Raw genomic sequence first — 17,084 nt, 5'->3', positions numbered from 1 at the left:
TCCACTTACCGCGAATTGAAAGGAGCCAACTGGGTACCGATACGCCGCAGCTGCAGATCGACTTCAACATTCACAACCGCATCCCGCAACCGGTTGCGGTAATCGAATGCCCGCATCTCTGGCAGCGTCGCAAACTGTCCCCGTATCCGCTTAAAAATGCCAAACGGATCGGCCTGGTGCTCGCGAAAAACCCGGTTAATCATCGCTTCCTGCCGGGTTTGCAGCCGCTCCCGAATCGATCGTTCGAGGATCAGCAAATTTTCCGGGCGGGTATAGTCGATGTGCGACTGAGTGCCGATCAGGTCTCCTTCCAGCCGTTCCCTGATTTTGATGCGCATCGGATTGGCATGCAAATCGACGTCCACCACCGGCGAACGGGCATGTTTCAATTCGACGCTGACATACTTGTCCTGCACCAGCGGATCGGAAAAATCCATCTGCGTCCGCAACAGTTCCCCGCGAACGGTTAACAGCATGCGCGTGTCGATTCCATCGAGCGTGGTCACCAGGCGATCATTTCTAAAAATCGCTGTTCCGACAAAATCGAGCGGATTGCCGCCCTGCCGCACCACTTCCCCCGGGCGAAACGACAGATTGGTCTGTGCGCCTTGTTCCCGCGAACCGAATTCCCGGTCGGAACGATCCTCCTGATAGCGGTTGATCGCGATCGTCGGGGCAAATGCATCCTCGTTCGGTGCCTCCATCGAAACGACAAATTCGTGCAATTTCTTGTTGGCCGTCAGCCCCGTGTGGCGGCCAACATCGTCAAGCGACTCGGTCAACCGGGTGATCGACTGTTCGAGAATCGGCTTGTTCGATTCATACGCTTGTCTGACGTTTCCCTGTACGATAAAAATGGTGATCGTCCGGCGGAATTCCCGCAGCCGCGTCAACGGCCGCAAGTATTCGATCACCCCTTCCCGCGCCAGCGAATCGCCGATCACCAGGTTCGCCAAATGGATCAGCGAGATTCGGCGTTCGACCGTGGTATTCAACAGGTTCAACGCTTCCGGTAGCGAGTGGGCGCGAACCGTCACCGGTTTCTCACCTCCGGCCGCCTCCTCTTTGCCGCCTCCACCGCCGCCTCCCGAGCCGTCGGCCGATTTTCGCGGGACCGCAATCCTGGCCGTCACATCGATCGTGTTATCCGGACCTTTATCCAAACCGAGGGAAACGACAAACGCCAATCCTTCCAGCTCGACCCGGTCGTAACAGCCGGTGACCGAACCGGCCAGCACGCTCACCAGCAACAGACTAAGAAGTCGGCGAAGCCTGTTCATCCGCTGTTTCCTCCTTCCTGCTTCGGACGCCCACCCATAACAACATGACAAGCGGCAGCGCGATGGCGACCACCCATCCCCAGCGGAGAACATAGTGAGTGTTCAGCGCCATCGTCTCCGGCAGATTCCTGGGGAAAAACGCCAATGCATAAACGATCAATGCCACAGGAAACACCAGCGGGCGGTTGACCGGCATTCGGAAGGCAAGTGCGATCAGATAGGTGCTGATCCAGACACCTGCAGCGATTTTGATGAGCGCCATTGCCATCCAGATCAAAACAAAGGCGGCCTCCAACCGTTGCATGAATCGCCCGATGTAAATCAGCCTTCCCAACTGATACAACGGGAACGGAACCTGGGCGCCCGCTTCCGGGGGAAACACCAGGGTGAACGCCAAAGTGACAGCCGAGTAGATCAAGCCAACCGCTACGGTGCTCCAAAAGCCGATTTTGACCGAATCAGCCGGATCCCGCAGGCGAGAGGCAAGAATCGCGAGCAGCAGGATGTTCACAAACAACCCGGTGAAAATCCAACCGCCGTAAAGCAGGTGCGGCAGTCCGCTCCCCCATATCGGCAGCAGATATGCGGGATTCATCCAGTTGGCGTTGAGAACGAGCAATGCGGCCAGTCCGAGCAGCAGCCAGGGGGTCAGCAGCCAGGAGACGCGGGACAGCCCTTCCACTCCCTTATAGGCGTAATACACCACCGTCAGCAAAAAAGGGACCGCCACAAACGAGATGGGGGATCGCGGCAAGACGGTGGTGATGGCCGTCTCAATGAACAGTCTCATCTCACTCGCCGTATTCAGTACAATCACAACCGGCAGGACGAGTCCAAAGAGGACAGCGGCCAACGCCGCCCCCCGTCGCCGGCCGGGAACCACCACCTGACCCTTGCGGCGGGCGAGAACGGGACCGACCGCCGACCAGACGAGCAAGCAAAAGCCCATCGAAACCAGCGGGATCATCCAACCGGCCGAACCGCCGTACAACACCAACTGTTGTGGGTAATTGAGAAATATGTCGGCGACCGATGCGATCACCACCAGTGCAAACAGCTCAAACCGTCCCAAATGTCCCGTCCTAACCATCCGTTCCACCGCCTTTGTCAGTCGCCTCCCTGTTTTCCGTCCGATTTCCCGTCTCTGCCTGTTGCCGCTTGCGGACGGTCGGATCCCATGGACGTGTGACATCGCGCTGCCGCCTGCGATCCTGCGGATACAGGGGAGCGGGCCGTATTTCCTGTGCATAAACCGGCCCGCGCAAGATCACGTCTGGGGAAGACGACTTGTACGGGGCTACCGGTGACAGCATCGGAACCCCGAACGACTTGAGGCAAGCCCAATGCATCAGCAACACCATCAGTCCCAGGATAATGCCGTAAAATCCCCATGTGCCGGCAAGTACCAGAAACACAAAGCGCAATGTGCGAATCGCGAAGCCAACGTTATAGTTTGGCAGGGTAAAGGAGGACAAGGCGGTCACCGCGACGACGATCACCAACAGCGGGGATACGATTCCTGCCTGCACGGCCGCCTGGCCCAAAATCAACGCACCGACGATGCCAATCGTTGGGCCGATCACATTCGGAATCCGAATCCCCGCTTCCCGAATCAGCTCAATCGCCAATTCCATCAACAACAACTCGACCACGGCCGGAAACGGGACCCGTTCCCGGGCGGCCGCAATCGCCAGCATCAGATCGGTCGGAATCATCTCCGGGTGATAATTGGTCACCGCAATATACAAAGCGGGCAGCAACAGGGCGGTCAAAAATGCCGCAAACCGGATGACGCGAATCATCGATCCGAACGGAGCCCGAATGTACGCATCTTCCGCCGTGTGCAGCAACGACCAGATCATCGCCGGCATAATCAGCACGAACGGACTTTGTCCGACAAACACGGCCACATACCCTTCCGCCAGTGCCGCCGCCACCCGATCGGGCCGTTCGGTCGACAGCATCCGCGGAATCAGCCCGCGCGGCGGATCTTCGATGAACTGCTCAAGCACGCCGCTGTCCTGCAAAAACGCGACTTTCACCGCTTTGATACGCCGTTTTACCTCGTGCACCAGTCTCGGATTGGCGATGCCGTTAACATACATTACCGCAATGTCGGTACTCGCCAGTTCCCCCACCTGCATCATTTCCGTAATCAACCGTTCCGTGCGCAGCCGCGATCTGACCAATCCTGTATTGGTGCGCAGATTTTCGGTGAACGCATCATGCGGTCCCCGCACCACCGATTCGCCTGTCGTTTCCGCGACGCTGCGGTGCTCCCACCCCTTCGACTCGACAATCAATGCTTTTTCCGCACCGTCAATAAACACGGCCGTCGAACCGGCCAAAATATTTTTCGTCACATCCTCCCATTTGTCGTATTCCATCACCTGATTGCCCGGTAACAGCTTCTCCTTGACCGTTTGCAGACGGTTCTTGACTCCTGTGTCAGGCGGAATCGAAGACAACAACATCAACGGTTCGAGGATGTGGGAGTTGATAATTTCCTTGTCGGCCAAGCCTTCCATGAATACCGCAAACGCTTTGATCGGATCTTCGCGCGAGATCGTGAAATCGCGGATGATCACGTCCGCGTTTTGCGGGAGATGAAAAATGTTCTCAACCAGCGCCCGGTTGATGTGCAATTCGTCCGACAGTCTGTCGGGAACCGGCCGATTTTTCGCCTGCTCCGCTGCTTTTTTTTGCTCGGCTTCATCCTTTTCGGCTTCGGCTTGTTTCGTTTCTTCCTGCTCCCCAAGCTTTTTCACGGGAATGAGCTTTTTGGGTTTCACTGTTTTGGCTGTTTCCGTTTCGCCCTCCTGCTCGGGTTCCGCCCGCTGCTTGCGGTGCTCGGTCTGCTTCGGCTCACGCAGCCGGTCCGGCTGGCGCTTGGGCGGTTCATCGTCGCCGTTTTCACGATCCGGAGCCAGGGAGAAATCCTCATCCACAATCGAATCATCCACTGTCAGGAGACGGCCGATTTTTGACCAGACAGACATGGAGGCACCTCCCTTACACCAAATGTATCCCTATGGTTTCCCCGTCTTTGGCTGCCCATACATATTTTGGCGGCAATCGGCTCACGCTACAGGTAACCCAGTACGGCGAACCGCCTGCCAGACGGATTTTGGCGGAACTGTCGCCGGATCGCAGCATGAAAGGAGTTTCCCTATGCGTCCCCGAACCTACATACTCGCGCTTGTCGTATCGCTGTCGGTCGGCGCAATGCTGGCCGCCTGCCAAAAAGGGCAAAATGCAAATCCGGACACGAGCGACATCCGGCAAGCCCATCCGCCCGAAATGATTTCGCAGGGGATCAAGGCGGACTACCGGATTGCCGAAGAATTAAACAAAATTCCCGGCGTGCAAGGCGCGGCAGTGCTGATTCACAATGGGGAAGCGTACGTCGGCGCGCACGTGATCGGTGATGAAAAGCAGCCGGACGCGTATATGAAAAAGCCGTTTGGAACCTATTACCCGAACGGGGAACAACCCTTCGCGAAAGGCGGCGAACGATCCTCCCTTTCCGGAAAAGGCGTACCAAAGACCAATGCCCACGGCGTACCTGATACTTCGCAAAACGGGGTGACACAATCAGGGCAGAATGTCAACGAGATCCCCAATCGGCCGGGCGGAACGGCACCCGCTCAGGAAAAGGCCGGTTCCGCCACCGGCAACGTTGAACCGGAGCTGGTCCGACAGATCGAAGCCAAGGTGAAAGCGATGGCGCCAAATGTAACCAGGGTGTATTTTACGGCGAAACGGGAGGATGTCGGGCAACTGCAGGGCTATGCCCGGTATATCCAGGACGGCGGGTCGATGGAACGGTTCGCCCAAGCGTTCGACGACACGATCAAACGCATCTGGCCGACTGCGAAACCGTAAGTTGAGGGAACATTCCTGGGCATCTGCACATATGTTGGTTCTGATGAGAGGAGGGATCAACATGAGCAGAACCGATTCCCGCGAGCAAGCGTTGTTCGAACACCGCTTTTGGCTGCAGATTCTCGGTGACCACGCCCGCTTTATCCTGAACAGTTTATCTCCCAAGGAGATCGAGGAAATTCGGCGGGCCAACCAACTGATGCACACGTTTGACAGTCTCCTGACGCAAGCCAGACGGCCGTTGACAGCCCCTGAACTGGCCGAATTAAACGGGCAGGCCCACCGGTTTACGGAACAAATCCGCGAATTCAAGCTGCACCTGCTCCGCCGCCACCTGCAGGGAACGATCTCGATCAACCTGCCGCCGACTTTACTCAATCACATGCTAAATGAACTGAGTGAATACCTGACGATTCTGCACTGTCTGCTGGCGGGGGAGGCGCCGCCGCTGCTGCATCCTGTGCACCATCATCTGGTCTGGCTGCCGGACGCCGCCGGCCATGCCGCCACGATCAGCGATGCGACAGACATGGCGGAAAAAAGGATCATTGAACAAAGCGACCGCTTCACCAAACACTTTGAACAATTTTACCTGAAAGCGGTGGAAGTCGCCGGCTACCTGCGGTCCGGCCTCGACCGGTTCCCTGCTCTGGCTCGTTTTAACCGGGAAACGGAACTGGAGATCAAACTGTTCATCCATTTTTTGCGGGAAATTGAGGAAATGCGGCTGACCGACGAATTGCTGGGCACCATCTCGCCGCTGATGGCCGACCACATGGCGCGGGAAGAGTGCTACTACCTGATCAAATTGGCGCAAGTGTCGGAACTCACCCCTCCCGGTGCGCACCCTCCTCGCGGTAATAAAAATGTATGAATACCATGGAACCCCTGTGCCCGTCACGACAAGCACAGGGGTTCCGGCTGCTACCTTTATTAAACCGATCTCACACCGGCGGCTTCCTCCACACCTTCCATCCGCAATCCGAGCGCCGCAACGAGCGCCCTGATCTCCTGCATCAAGGACGCAAACTGCTGAATCGTTAACGATTGTGCTCCGTCCGACAGGGCTTTCGCCGGGTTCGGGTGCACCTCGATCATCAGTCCGTCTGAACCGGCCGCGATGCCTGCCCGGCTCATCGCCGGAACGTATCCGGCAACCCCCGTCCCGTGACTGGGATCGACGATGATCGGCAGATGCGACAGGCGGCGGACCACAGGCACCGCGTTCAGATCCAGCGTATTGCGGGTGGCCGTTTCAAACGTGCGAATGCCGCGCTCGCAGAGAATCACATTCGGGTTGCCCCCGCTCAACACATATTCCGCAGCCATCAGCCACTCTTCGATGGTGGCGGACAGCCCCCTTTTCAGCATCACCGGTTTGTTGATCCTCCCCAGTTCGCGAAGTAGCGGGAAGTTTTGCATGTTGCGGGCGCCGATCTGCACGATATCGGCATACTCCAGCACCAGATCGAGGTTTTCGATATCCATCAGTTCCGTCACGATTTTCAGTCCGGTCAGTTCGCGCGCCTCCGCGAGCAGTTTCAACCCTTCCTCGCCGAGGCCGTTGAACGCGTACGGCGATGTGCGCGGTTTAAACGCACCCCCGCGCAGAATCTGAGCGCCCGCCTGCTTCACCGCAAACGCGGTCTCCAGCAACTGGTCGCGGTTTTCCACCGAGCAGGGGCCCGCCATCACCACGATGCTGCCGCCGCCAATTTGCACGCCGTCCACATCGATGAGCGTCGCATCCGGATGAAAATCGCGGCTGGCCAACTTAAACGGATGTGTCACATGCACCACCGATTCCACGCCCGGATAACTGGTAAACGGAAATCCTTCCACATTCCGCTTGTCGCCGATCAACCCGACAATCGTGCGCTCCTCCCCTTTTGACACGTGTACCTGCATCCCCAACTCCTGAATCGCTTTTTTCAGCGTCTCCAGTTCTTGCTCGGTCGCCCCTTTGCGCATCACGATCACCATCGTCCCCACTCCTCTGCCATTTTTGTCAAATAAAAAACGCCCCTTCCGCACAGAAGGGACGAACTGCTGACGAGTCCGCGGTACCACCCTGCTTGATCGCCTCGTTCCGCGCCCGGCTTCCCGGCCCGCGCCAGCGGCGATCCGCTCAGCTCTTGATAAGGGAGAGAGTCTCCCTGTCCGCTCCCGAAGTGTAATTCGGTCTTGCCGCTCCCCCGGTTCGCACCGGCCACCGGGTCTCTGAATTGGCAGCATGGCAAGCCTACTCGGCTTCGTTCTGTGCAGACATTCACTTTCGTACTTAGACGCTTTTATGCGCTAAACTTATACGCAGTATAGCACCCGTGCGGGAAACACGTCAACACAAAATTTTTTGAATTTATGACGGCATAATCTCGCCGTTCTCATCGATGCGAATCGGCGTCCGGCAGAACATGCAGGCGTCTTCCCGCCCGAGAACCTTTGTCGTTTTGCCGCAGTTCGGGCACTCGACCTGCGGAATCCGCATCGAGATCGCACCCATCCGGAAATAAATTCCAATACTGACGGCGATCATCAGCAAGCCGACAAGAAAGAAAGCCGGCAGCAGCGATCTGACGAACACGCCGAGATACATCAGCAGGAATGCCCCAAAAATCAAACCGAGCGCCAGATTGCGCAAACGCACCAGTTTCATGCCATTCACCCTTTATGGAAGTCTGTAATTCATGCTACTGCATCCGATTGCGCTTGTCCACCCAAAAAAGCGGCCGTCAGGCGCTCAGCGACCGCTGCTGCCAGCGCCTGACCTTGGCCCGTCCGATATTCGCCGGATCGCGCAGCGCCTGCTCGATCAGTTCCCGCAGGAAAAACGGTTCGATCCGAATCTTCTCGCCGCCCGCCAATTCCTCGTAGACCCCGGAAAACAGCAGATAATCAGCCGTCACCACCCGATAGTTCCGATCGTCGTCGATCAGCTGTCCCGCCGCTTCAATCCGCTCAATCTGTCCTCCGGCGTCGTGCGTCACCCGCAAACCGGACAATGCCAGCGAACCCACTTCCTTGCCGCGAAACCCGAATCCCATTCCCCGCCGATGCGTGTAGGCCGGATCCAATGCTTTCTGCAGTACGCTTCGAATCTGCCGTCCGGACAGTTCCACCAGCACCGGGTTAATCGGCGACGGGCAGCAGGCGAGCAACTGCCTTCTTGTTAGCGGACCGGGTTCCAGTCCGAACAGAAACACGCCTGTATTGAGCAGCGCAAGTTCCGCTTCCGCCACTTTGCGCATTTCATCCGCTACCAGGTTCCCCAGTTCCGATTCGGTGTGAAAATGGTGATCCAGCCGCTCCGGCAGCCAGACGATCATCCGGTCCATCACCTGTTCCGCCTGTCGGCGGCCCGCTTCCAGGATCTGCTGCAAATCGGGATCGGCCGGAACCGCCTCATCCCGCGGAATCACCCCTCCGCTGACACCGCGCACCCTGCGTCCCGCCTCGTCAAAATCGATCACCAGATGGCCAAAATACTGGGCGAATTTGCCCGCTTGCGCAATCCATAACCCACCCGCCCGTTCCGGTTGTTCCAGCACGTTGTGCGTATGCGAACCCAAGATGATATCCACGCCCTCAATCATACCCGCCAGTTTGCGATCGACCGACAGGCCCAGGTGGGACAACAGGATCACGATCTCCGCCCCCCGCATCCGCAGCTGCCGGACCAGCCCCGGAATCTGTTCGAGCGGATCCAGCGCATGGGTCCCTTCCATGTGATAATAATCGTTGAATGGGGCGGTCACCCCGAACACCCCAACTTTCACGCCGTTGCGTTCAATTACCAGCGTATCCTGGAAAAAAGGGAAGCGGCCGCCCGTATCCAGGTCGCGCAGATTGGCTGTCACCACCGGCGTGGCGGACATTTTACAGAGCGCCTCCCAGTGCTGCCGGGGGATAATCAGCCCCTCATTGTTGCCGAACACCCACGCGTCATACTGCATCGCTTTCAACAAAGACGCGTTGACGAGGCCCATCGTTCCTTCCGTCTCCGGATACATCCGGTCTGCATGGTCGCCGATATCAAACAGAAAAACCGTTTCCCCGCGCGCCAGCAGGCTCTCCCGCAAGCGGCGAATCTGCGTCGCTACTTTCAGATAGTGGTCCAGGTGACTGTGCACATCGTTCGTATGGATCAGGTGCAGGTTCATGTTTCGCCTTCTCCCGGAAAAAGCATTGTACCCCTATTATACTAAGAAAACCCCGATCCAATATCGAGGTTTCCAAATTGCTGAAGCGGATCCCGCCTATTTGCGGGTGGGATCCACTTCGTCATAGCTCAGTTTGGTGACAGTTGTGAAATCGCCCCGCTCCACGTCCCGCCGCGACGCTTCCTTGTCCCACTCGTCCGCCCCGGGAGCGATCGTCGGTTCATCCGCGGCAGTCTGCCGTTCCTGGTCCATGCGAATCCCTCCTTCTCCCCATAGCGTCCCCCGAAAACAGGGATTTGTTGTGGTTTCGCCTTTGAGGAAAAAGAGGGGCTGACGCGCAACAGGGGTCACGCCTGTTGACGGGACTGCCGTGCTTCTTCCCGCAGCGCCCGCCGCAGAATTTTGCCGACCGCTGTCTTCGGCAGCTCTGTCCGGAATTCGACGATGCGCGGCACTTTGTAGGCGGCCAATTTTTCCCGGCAGAACGCGATCAACTCCTCTTCCGTGAGCGACCGGCCCTGCTTGACGACGACCACCGCTTTCACCGTCTCGCCGCGATACTGGTCGGGAACGCCAACCACTACGGCCTCCTGCACCGCCGGGTGCTGGTACAGCACCTCTTCCACGTCACGCGGATAGATGTTGTAGCCGCTGGCGATAATCATGTCTTTTTTTCGGTCGATGATATAGAAGTATCCGTCTTCATCCATCTTCGCGATGTCACCCGTGTACAGCCAGCCATCGCGGATGGTGGCGGCCGTCTCGTCCGGCATGTTCCAATATCCTTTCATCACCTGCGGACCGCGAATCACCAGTTCGCCCGGCTGATTGGGCGGCAGCTCGGTCGTTCCGTCGGCCAGGTCGACAATTTTCGCTTCGGTGAAGGCGATCGGCGTGCCGATCGATCCCGGTTTCCGCTTCTCGATCGGATTGAAATGGGTGACGGGCGACGCTTCCGACAATCCGTATCCCTCGATGATCGTCCCGTTTGTCTTCCGTTCAAACTCGTGCATCACTTCCACCGGCATCGGGGCGGAACCGCTCACGCACAGCCGAATCGAGGAGATTCCGTACTCCTCCGCCTGCGGATGGGAATTGATCGCAACGTACATCGTGGGAACACCCGGGAACAGCGTCGGTTTGGTCGCCTGGATCGTTTGCAGCACTTCCTCCAGATCGAAGCGGGGCAGCATCACCAATTGCCCGCCGCCGACGATCCCGCCGTTCATCGCCACTGTCATCCCATATACGTGGAACAGCGGAATCACCGTCAAGATCCGTTCCTGTTCCTGTTCGTTTCCCCCCATTAAAATGTGGCTTTGGTAGGCATTAACCACCAGGTTGCGGTGCGTCAGCATCGCACCTTTCGAACGGCCGGTAGTTCCGCCTGTGTATTGAAGAACGGCCACCTCGTCGGCCGACAACTCCGGTTGCGGAGCAGGGCCGGCAGCGCTGGCGACAAACGATTCAAATCCAACCGAACCGTCATCGTATGTTTTTTCCGCAGGCGGCAGTTCAACGATAATTTTCTTCCGCAAGTGGGCGGCCCCAGGAACTGCGGCCAACCGCGGCAACAAGGGAGCGTACACGACCATCGCCTTGGCGCCGGAATCGGTCAGGTAATGCTCAATCTCGCGTTCGACCGACATCGGATTCACCTGCACAACGATGCCGCCGGCCATCAGGATGCCGTAATAGGCGATCACATACTGCGGGCAGTTGGGCAGCATGATCGCCACCCGGTCCCCTTTTTCAATACCCGTTTCACTGAGTGCAGCGGCAAATCGCTGTGCATATCCGAACAATGTCCGGTAATCGATCTCGCGACCGTAAAAATAGACGGCGCTCCGCTCGGGAAACCGCTTACATGTTTGCTCCAGCATGTCGGGCAGCGTCAGATTCAGAATCCCCAGTTCGTCCAACAATTTCATCAGCCCACTACCTCCTGCCACAAGTTTCGCACGATCCATCCGGACCGGCCGCCAAAGGGTATCATCCAACGATAACAGATGATACTCTATTCTACCAATGTTTTAAAATTTTCACAATCATTCATCGATCGATTTGCATGCGATCAACGAGCTTCTGCCAGTTGCACCCATTGTACTGCAGCCAGCCGTAATCTCCCTTAAAAAAAATAAAAAATGCGTCAAAAGCCCCCATCTTTTGACGCATTCCCCGATCGACCCAACGGTCTTGTGATCTATCTCCAAGCTACGCTTCCATCGCGACGCCGCGCAGCCCGAGTTCGTCCGCTCTGGTTTGCAGCGCCTCGATGACGAACTGAATGTGCTCATCCAAATCGACGCCCAGTTCTTCGGCACCCTTGTAGACGTCCTCGCGCGAGACTCCCTTGGCGAACGCCTTTTCTTTCAATTTCTTCTTGACCGCTTTCACATCCACATCGAAAATGCTCTTGGTCGGCCGTACCAGCGCCACCGCCATGACAAAGCCGGACAGCTCGTCGACCGCAAACAGCGTCTTGTCCATCAGCGATTCACGAACCGCACCCGAATATTCCGCATGGGCCAGAATCGCATGGATCACATCTTCCGGATAGCCCATTTGCCGCAAAATTTCACAGCCTCGAAACGGATGGTCTGCCGGCGACGGATACTGTTCGTAATCAAAATCGTGCAGCAGCCCGACGATCCTCCACTTCTCCACATCTCCCCCGAACTTGGCGGCGTACGCGCGCATCGAAGTTTCCACCGCAAGCGCATGTTTGATCAAACTCGGGCTTTTCGTGTACTGATTCAACAGCCTCCATGCATCTTCCCTGGTAAACTGCATTTCCTGCACCTCCGCAGCGTTATTTTTGCGGCAATGTATAGAGCGGGGCCAGCTCAAATATTGTCTGGCGGGCTTTGTCGAGAAACGCCTCGCCCGACATCGCAACCGCTTCTTCTCGGGGAATTTCGATCCCCACAAGCAGTTCACCGTTTTTGTTGTGCATCAGCCGCCTGGTGAAGTCGCCGATTTTTTCGTCCATCTCCGTGTGCGGTACCGGTTCCGGTTTCACATGATCGTCGTACCACAGCATATGGGGCGGAATCTCCGCCTTGATCGCCGGCCAGTTGCGGGCCAATTTTTCGCCGAATTCCCGTTTGTTCACACATTCGTAAATGATCGCAAACTGCACAAAAGCGTGGGTCGCCCACAACCCGATCTGAAAATGGGGCATCATCTTGTACCCGCGCGGGTTGGCGGCAAAGCTCACCCAGGAATCGTTCGGAGGGTTGGTGGTCCGCCGCGCGTGCTTGGCCACATGGACAAAAAATTCTTCGCCGTAATGGGCCGACAAATCGGGTGCCAGCGCCGCCCCGATCGCTTCAAACTTCGGCCGGACCCGCGCCTTCAGCGCTTCCATCCGCGGCCCCAGCCCCTCGATTTCAAACACGGCAAAATCCTCTTGCTCCCATCCGGTAAACATCGCTTTCGTCCCTTCCTTTCGTCTATAATTGATGAAACAGCCGGGCCAACTCGTCGGCAACCGACCGCGCGGTGAACATCTCCGTATCGTTCTCGTCCGCCAGCCGCCGGTAGCGGTTCAGGTTCTCCACCATACCAATCAGTTCCGCCGCGATCCGCTCTGGTTCACGCGGATCAGCAACCGGAAATCCGTAGCTGCGAATCAGGGCGCCGGTCGTGCCTTTTTCCGCCGTTATTCCCAGAATCGGCTTTCGCGCTCCGAAATAATCAATCAGCTTGGAAGGCAGGAACAGATTGACATCGCTCGGCGCGTCGATCAGCAGCAAAATGTCGCTGTTTTTCATCTCCGCGAGGCTTTTCAGGTACGGAACTTGTCCAACCCGTTCGATCGTCGTGCTTAACTGCGGACCGAACTTGTCAAACAGCGGCTGCAATCGCCAATCCACGTTGCCGATGAGGCGCAGGTGAATGCGGCCAGCTACCTCAGGCGCCTTCTCTCCCACAATCTGCAGAGCCTGCAACAGCGGCTCCGGCGATCGCAGCCCGTAAAAATCGCCGATGTACGAGACCGTCAGCCGGGAATCCTCCCCGTTTGCCTGCGACGGTGTCCCTTCCGCCTGCCCATACAATTGTTCGACGTAATAATGCGGCATGATCACCGACTTGCCTTTTACGTCCACGCCGGGGTAGTAAGACGCCACCAGGTCGCGGATTTCGACCGTCGGAAAAATCAATTTGTCCGCCGCATGGATCACTTTCGCCTCATTCCGCTCTTCCACCTGGTGCATCCTGGCGAGCGGATACTGATGGTACGGGTTGTGCGCCCACGGGTCGTTAAACTGCGCCACCCAGGGAACGCCCAATTTTTGTTTGAACGCATGCGCCGCCAGATGGCTGACTCCCGGCATCGAACGCGAGTAGATCAGCTTGTACGGGCCTTTCGGTTTATGGCGCAGCAGTACCTGTTTCATCCACTTGTCGTTGACGTCGTTGAACAGGGAAGCCCCTTTTTGGTACAGGCGGCGGACGATCTTGTTGGCCGGTTTCGGGTTGTGGTAACGGTGAATCTCGACATTCTCCGCAGCCGTCCGTTCCGCCAGCGTCTCATCCTTGCGAAAATCAACATCGTCCCCGGCCGCCACCAGCTCGATTTGAAAATGGCGGCTCAATTCGGGGAGCAGCTTGCCGACCAGAATCGATTCCGCAGACAGAATCGGCGGCGCAAAATAGGAGATCATCAATATTCGTTCCATACATCCTCCTGTGAATCCCAGATTCAGAACGTTATAATAAAATCAACCGATTCGAAATAATGGGGAGGCGTTTCCATGCGCATCTTTCTCACCGGCGGCACCGGATATGTCGGACAAGCGATCCTGCAAGCGTTGTTTGCGCAAGGTCATGACGCAGTTTGCCTGGTACGGCCCGGTTCCGAACAAAAATTGTCCATCTCCACACCGTACCCTGGCAGGCTCACGATCCGCCACGGCGATGTCCTCGACCCCGATTCGATCGAACGGGCGATGGCAGGCTGCGACGCAGCGATCCATCTGGTCGGCATCATCCGCGAGTTTCCCAAACGGGGGATTACGTTTCCGGCCCTGCACGTACAGGCGACCCGACATGTGGTGCAAGCGGCGCAGCGGCTTGGCGTGAAACGGTATGTGCATATGAGCGCGCTCGGGGCCCGCATCGGTTCCCCGTCCGGCTACTCCCATTCGAAAGGCATTGCCGAAGCGATTGTCCGGGACTCGGGATTGGACTGGACGATTTTTCGCCCCTCCGTCATTTTCGGCCCCGGTGATCAGTTTGTAAACATGCTGGCCGATATGATCCGCAAAACCCCGGCCGTGCCGGTGATCGGCTCGGGGGAATACCGACTGCAGCCGGTCGCGCTGCAAAACGTCGCCGCCGGATTCGTCCAGGCCTTGACCATGCCGGAGACGATCGGCCGCAGCTACGAAGTCGGCGGGCCCTCATCGTACAGCTACAACCAAATGATCGACGAAATCGCAGCAGCCATCGGGCGCAAGAAAGCGAAACTGCATATGCCGCTCGCTCTCATGTTTCCGATCGTACGGGCGATGGAACGATTCGCTTTTTTCCCGGTCACTCGCGCCCAGCTCACCATGCTGCTGGAAGGCAACACATGCGATCCAACCGCCTATTATGAAACGTTTGCAATCCGGCCGATCCCGTTTTCGGAAGGGATTCGGCAGTATGTACGATAACGCGGATCGCCGCCGTGAATTCGCTCATACTCTATTTCGGGATCGCCTCGACAAGTTCCTTCAATTCCCGAAAAATCCGTGTCCCGGAATATCTTTCCCGCCGACGGCGCATTCTACAGATGGCGTACAGATACGCGCATCCCACACGCTGATGGATTAGAGGTGATTGCATGTCCAAGGCGGAGACCGTTTTTCAACATGCGGTGCTTGACGAGCATTCGGTCTGCAAGGTCAACAATTTCACAGGACCGGATTTAACCGCCAACACGTATTATTTCAAACCGGGCCAATCGCTTGGCTACCGGACCCCGCTAGGCGGCGATGAAGTGTTTGTCGTCCTGCAGGGACAAGGCCAGTTCTTTCTCAATAACGGGCAGGAAGAAGCGGTCGAGGTCGAGACCGGCTCGATTATGTACATCCCGGCCGGTGTCAAATACAAGATCACCAACGGACACGCGGGCGACATGATTTGTACGGCCGTTCAACACCCGCCGCACTAAACACAGCCCGGCCTGTCAAAAGCAAAAACCAGTACCCCGGATTCTCCTGCCGGTACTGGTTTTTATTTTACGCGGTTGACAGCGCTTTTTCGAGTAGATCGGGCAGTTCAAGCGTAAACCTGGAGTTCGGGTAGACAAAATCACACCCTGCCGCCGCCGCCTCCTCGAGCGCCTCCTTGTCAACATGCGGGCCGTACGCGATAACGGGAATTCTCTCAGCCTTGGCTGCCCGCACGATCTCTTGCCATCCCGGCTTGACCGCCGTCAGATCAAAGATCAAGAGCGACGGATGAATCTCCCGGATCTTCTCGGCGAGTTCCTCGTTCGATGCGACAAAGATCACAATCGCTCCCAATTTTGCTGCCGTTTCGCGGATTTTCACCGTGTACATCAGATTCGATACCATTCCCAAAATCGTCCTGGCTGCCCCCATTGGCCTCGCCCCTTCCCACATAGTGTCTGTGCTTCTACACTACGCGAATTACGCGAAAAATGCAACAATGGCTGCCGCGACGCGAAATGCCATCGCCGAACGACCCCCGCCACGCCAATCGCTGGAGCCCAATCGCCAACCGGGCACGCACACGGTTCCTTTTATAACGCGCACTCCTCGATTTCAAACCCGAGATCTTCGATCATCTGCCAGTCCGCCACCGGTTCCTGTCCGGCTGTCGTCAAATAATCGCCGACAAAAATCGAATTGGCCGCATACAAGCCGAGCGGCTGCAGATGCCGCAGGTTCACCTCGCGCCCGCCGGCAATCCTGATTTCCTTCGACGGATTGACAAACCGCATCATGGCGAGCAGCTTCAAACATTTTCGCGGGTTCAGTTCCCGCCGGCCAGCAAGCGGGGTTCCGTCAATCGGATTGAGAAAATTGCAGGGAATCGAATCGGCATCCAGCTCACGCAGGGCAAACGCGATCTCCACCGCCTCTTCGTCCGTTTCGCCCATGCCAAAAATCGCCCCCGAGCAGGGCGAGATTCCCGACTCTTTCACCGTTTGCACCGTATCCACGCGGTCCTCGTAGGTGTGCGTGGAGGTAATATTTTTGTAATTGGCGGCGCTTGTGTTGAGGTTGTGGTTGTACCGGTGGACGCCCGCTTCCGCCAGCTTGCGCGCATGCTCCTCGTTCAGAAAACCGAGGCAGCAGCAGATTTTCAGGCTGGTCGTCGCGCGGATCTCTTTCACCGCTGCCACCACATGGTCGATTTCTTTGTCGGTGGGCCGCCTGCCGGACGCGACAATGCAGTAGGTGCCCGCCTTGCGGTTAATCGCTTCCTGCGCGCCTTCCAGAATTTTTTCCTTCGTCAGCCAGGCGTATTTGTCGATCGGTGCCTCCGATACGATCGACTGCGAACAATAGCCGCAATCTTCCGGGCAGAGACCGCTTTTGGCGTTGATGATCATGTTCAGTTTCACTTTTTTTCCGTAATAATGGTTCCGGATTCGAAACGCCGCCTGCAGAATCTCCAACACCTCATCATCGTCCGCCTGGACGATCGCGAGCGCCTCCCGTTTCGTCACCGGCTCCCCCCGCAGCACCCGATCCGCCAGCGCCTGCCAGTCGATTTTTTGTGCGATTCCCTGTGTCAT

The 17,084-nt window shown here is 57.2% G+C and carries 17 protein-coding genes; 4 read left to right on the top strand and 13 right to left on the bottom strand.

Translation table 11 applies throughout. From position 1 onward, the window contains the following. Positions 1–5: 5 nt before the first annotated feature. Genes C230_RS0114035 through C230_RS20510 form a run of 3 tightly spaced genes read right to left on the bottom strand, consistent with a single transcriptional unit; the run spans position 6 to position 4,279 of the window. Positions 6–1,280, bottom strand: a complete 1,275-nt coding sequence (locus tag C230_RS0114035; RefSeq protein WP_018132684.1) for a Ger(x)C family spore germination protein — start codon at positions 1,278–1,280, stop codon at positions 6–8. Next, positions 1,255–2,370, bottom strand: coding sequence for a GerAB/ArcD/ProY family transporter (locus tag C230_RS0114030; protein ID WP_018132683.1), 1,116 nt, complete (start codon positions 2,368–2,370; stop codon positions 1,255–1,257). Before C230_RS0114030 ends, C230_RS0114035 begins: the two co-directional genes overlap by 26 nt. Beyond that, positions 2,363–4,279, bottom strand: coding sequence for a spore germination protein (locus tag C230_RS20510; RefSeq protein ID WP_018132682.1), 1,917 nt, complete (start codon positions 4,277–4,279; stop codon positions 2,363–2,365). Before C230_RS20510 ends, C230_RS0114030 begins: the two co-directional genes overlap by 8 nt. A 172-nt stretch (positions 4,280–4,451) precedes the next feature. On the opposite strand from C230_RS20510, the gene C230_RS0114020 reads away from it, so the two are divergent. Further along, complete coding sequence (locus tag C230_RS0114020; RefSeq protein WP_018132681.1) at positions 4,452–5,165, top strand: YhcN/YlaJ family sporulation lipoprotein; 714 nt, start codon at positions 4,452–4,454, stop codon at positions 5,163–5,165. Positions 5,166–5,226: 61 nt separating this feature from the next. After that, positions 5,227–6,039, top strand: coding sequence for a DUF2935 domain-containing protein (locus C230_RS0114015; protein WP_018132680.1), 813 nt, complete (start codon positions 5,227–5,229; stop codon positions 6,037–6,039). Between the two features lie 59 nt (positions 6,040–6,098). Here C230_RS0114015 and aroF read toward each other — a convergent pair whose 3' ends face one another. The 8 genes from aroF to C230_RS20505 form a co-directional block, all read right to left on the bottom strand. Continuing rightward, positions 6,099–7,148 (bottom strand): 3-deoxy-7-phosphoheptulonate synthase, encoded by a 1,050-nt coding sequence (aroF, locus tag C230_RS0114010; protein WP_018132679.1) that lies wholly within the window; start codon positions 7,146–7,148, stop codon positions 6,099–6,101. A 376-nt stretch (positions 7,149–7,524) separates the two neighbouring features. Then, complete coding sequence (locus tag C230_RS0114005) at positions 7,525–7,821, bottom strand: DUF2614 family zinc ribbon-containing protein (protein WP_018132678.1); 297 nt, start codon at positions 7,819–7,821, stop codon at positions 7,525–7,527. A gap of 76 nt (positions 7,822–7,897) precedes the next feature. After that, entirely contained in the window at positions 7,898–9,325 is a 1,428-nt protein-coding gene (locus tag C230_RS0114000) for a bifunctional metallophosphatase/5'-nucleotidase (protein ID WP_018132677.1), read from the bottom strand. 96 nt (positions 9,326–9,421) lie between these two features. Then, the gene (locus C230_RS23010) at positions 9,422–9,577 is read right to left on the bottom strand and encodes a hypothetical protein (RefSeq protein ID WP_018132676.1); all 156 of its coding nucleotides are present in this window, start codon (positions 9,575–9,577) and stop codon (positions 9,422–9,424) included. 95 nt (positions 9,578–9,672) lie between these two features. After that, positions 9,673–11,256, bottom strand: coding sequence for a long-chain-fatty-acid--CoA ligase (locus tag C230_RS0113990; RefSeq protein ID WP_018132675.1), 1,584 nt, complete (start codon positions 11,254–11,256; stop codon positions 9,673–9,675). Positions 11,257–11,539: 283 nt separating this feature from the next. Continuing rightward, positions 11,540–12,118: an HDIG domain-containing metalloprotein gene (locus C230_RS0113980; RefSeq protein ID WP_018132673.1), complete on the bottom strand. Its 579-nt coding sequence runs from the start codon at positions 12,116–12,118 to the stop codon at positions 11,540–11,542. 19 nt (positions 12,119–12,137) lie between these two features. Continuing rightward, entirely contained in the window at positions 12,138–12,758 is a 621-nt protein-coding gene (locus C230_RS0113975; RefSeq protein ID WP_018132672.1) for a YktB family protein, read from the bottom strand. Positions 12,759–12,780: 22 nt separating this feature from the next. Beyond that, on the bottom strand, positions 12,781–14,010 hold the full coding sequence (locus C230_RS20505) for a glycosyltransferase family protein (RefSeq protein ID WP_018132671.1): 1,230 nt from the start codon (positions 14,008–14,010) through the stop codon (positions 12,781–12,783). Positions 14,011–14,085: 75 nt separating this feature from the next. Here C230_RS20505 and C230_RS0113965 point away from each other — a divergent pair, with 75 nt between their 5' ends. After that, a complete protein-coding gene (locus tag C230_RS0113965; protein WP_018132670.1) occupies positions 14,086–14,988 on the top strand; it encodes a complex I NDUFA9 subunit family protein in 903 nt (300 codons plus the stop codon). A gap of 170 nt (positions 14,989–15,158) precedes the next feature. Further along, positions 15,159–15,488 carry a cupin domain-containing protein gene (locus tag C230_RS21465; RefSeq protein WP_018132669.1) on the top strand — a complete coding sequence of 110 codons (330 nt, stop codon included), beginning with the start codon at positions 15,159–15,161 and terminating at the stop codon, positions 15,486–15,488. Positions 15,489–15,555: 67 nt separating this feature from the next. Here C230_RS21465 and C230_RS0113955 read toward each other — a convergent pair whose 3' ends face one another. Beyond that, on the bottom strand, positions 15,556–15,921 hold the full coding sequence (locus C230_RS0113955; RefSeq protein ID WP_018132668.1) for a type 1 periplasmic-binding domain-containing protein: 366 nt from the start codon (positions 15,919–15,921) through the stop codon (positions 15,556–15,558). 161 nt (positions 15,922–16,082) lie between these two features. Further along, positions 16,083–17,084, bottom strand: coding sequence for a biotin synthase BioB (bioB, locus tag C230_RS0113950; RefSeq protein ID WP_018132667.1), 1,002 nt, complete (start codon positions 17,082–17,084; stop codon positions 16,083–16,085).

The organism is Effusibacillus pohliae DSM 22757, assembly GCF_000376225.1.
GTDB classification, from domain to species: Bacteria; Bacillota; Bacilli; order Tumebacillales; family Effusibacillaceae; genus Effusibacillus; species Effusibacillus pohliae.
Note: the sequence above shows the minus strand (reverse complement) of the source record. Positions and strands in the feature narration are given on the sequence as shown.

What these genes read in the sequence shown, in the direction of transcription:
- C230_RS0114035 (WP_018132684.1), bottom strand. Translation starts at nt 1,280, where the DNA reads ATGAACAGGCTTCGCCGACTTCTTAGTCTGTTGCTGGTGAGCGTGCTG.
- C230_RS0114020 (WP_018132681.1), top strand. Translation starts at nt 4,452, where the DNA reads ATGCGTCCCCGAACCTACATACTCGCGCTTGTCGTATCGCTGTCGGTC.
- C230_RS0114005 (WP_018132678.1), bottom strand. Translation starts at nt 7,821, where the DNA reads ATGAAACTGGTGCGTTTGCGCAATCTGGCGCTCGGTTTGATTTTTGGG.
- C230_RS21465 (WP_018132669.1), top strand. Translation starts at nt 15,159, where the DNA reads ATGTCCAAGGCGGAGACCGTTTTTCAACATGCGGTGCTTGACGAGCAT.
- C230_RS20510 (WP_018132682.1), bottom strand. Translation starts at nt 4,279, where the DNA reads ATGTCTGTCTGGTCAAAAATCGGCCGTCTCCTGACAGTGGATGATTCG.
- C230_RS0113975 (WP_018132672.1), bottom strand. Translation starts at nt 12,758, where the DNA reads ATGTTTACCGGATGGGAGCAAGAGGATTTTGCCGTGTTTGAAATCGAG.
- aroF (WP_018132679.1), bottom strand. Translation starts at nt 7,148, where the DNA reads ATGGTGATCGTGATGCGCAAAGGGGCGACCGAGCAAGAACTGGAGACG.
- C230_RS0113965 (WP_018132670.1), top strand. Translation starts at nt 14,086, where the DNA reads ATGCGCATCTTTCTCACCGGCGGCACCGGATATGTCGGACAAGCGATC.
- C230_RS0113980 (WP_018132673.1), bottom strand. Translation starts at nt 12,118, where the DNA reads ATGCAGTTTACCAGGGAAGATGCATGGAGGCTGTTGAATCAGTACACG.
- C230_RS0114030 (WP_018132683.1), bottom strand. Translation starts at nt 2,370, where the DNA reads ATGGTTAGGACGGGACATTTGGGACGGTTTGAGCTGTTTGCACTGGTG.
- C230_RS0114000 (WP_018132677.1), bottom strand. Translation starts at nt 9,325, where the DNA reads ATGAACCTGCACCTGATCCATACGAACGATGTGCACAGTCACCTGGAC.
- C230_RS23010 (WP_018132676.1), bottom strand. Translation starts at nt 9,577, where the DNA reads ATGGACCAGGAACGGCAGACTGCCGCGGATGAACCGACGATCGCTCCC.
- C230_RS0113990 (WP_018132675.1), bottom strand. Translation starts at nt 11,256, where the DNA reads ATGAAATTGTTGGACGAACTGGGGATTCTGAATCTGACGCTGCCCGAC.
- bioB (WP_018132667.1), bottom strand. Translation starts at nt 17,084, where the DNA reads ATGACACAGGGAATCGCACAAAAAATCGACTGGCAGGCGCTGGCGGAT.
- C230_RS0114015 (WP_018132680.1), top strand. Translation starts at nt 5,227, where the DNA reads ATGAGCAGAACCGATTCCCGCGAGCAAGCGTTGTTCGAACACCGCTTT.
- C230_RS0113955 (WP_018132668.1), bottom strand. Translation starts at nt 15,921, where the DNA reads ATGGGGGCAGCCAGGACGATTTTGGGAATGGTATCGAATCTGATGTAC.
- C230_RS20505 (WP_018132671.1), bottom strand. Translation starts at nt 14,010, where the DNA reads ATGGAACGAATATTGATGATCTCCTATTTTGCGCCGCCGATTCTGTCT.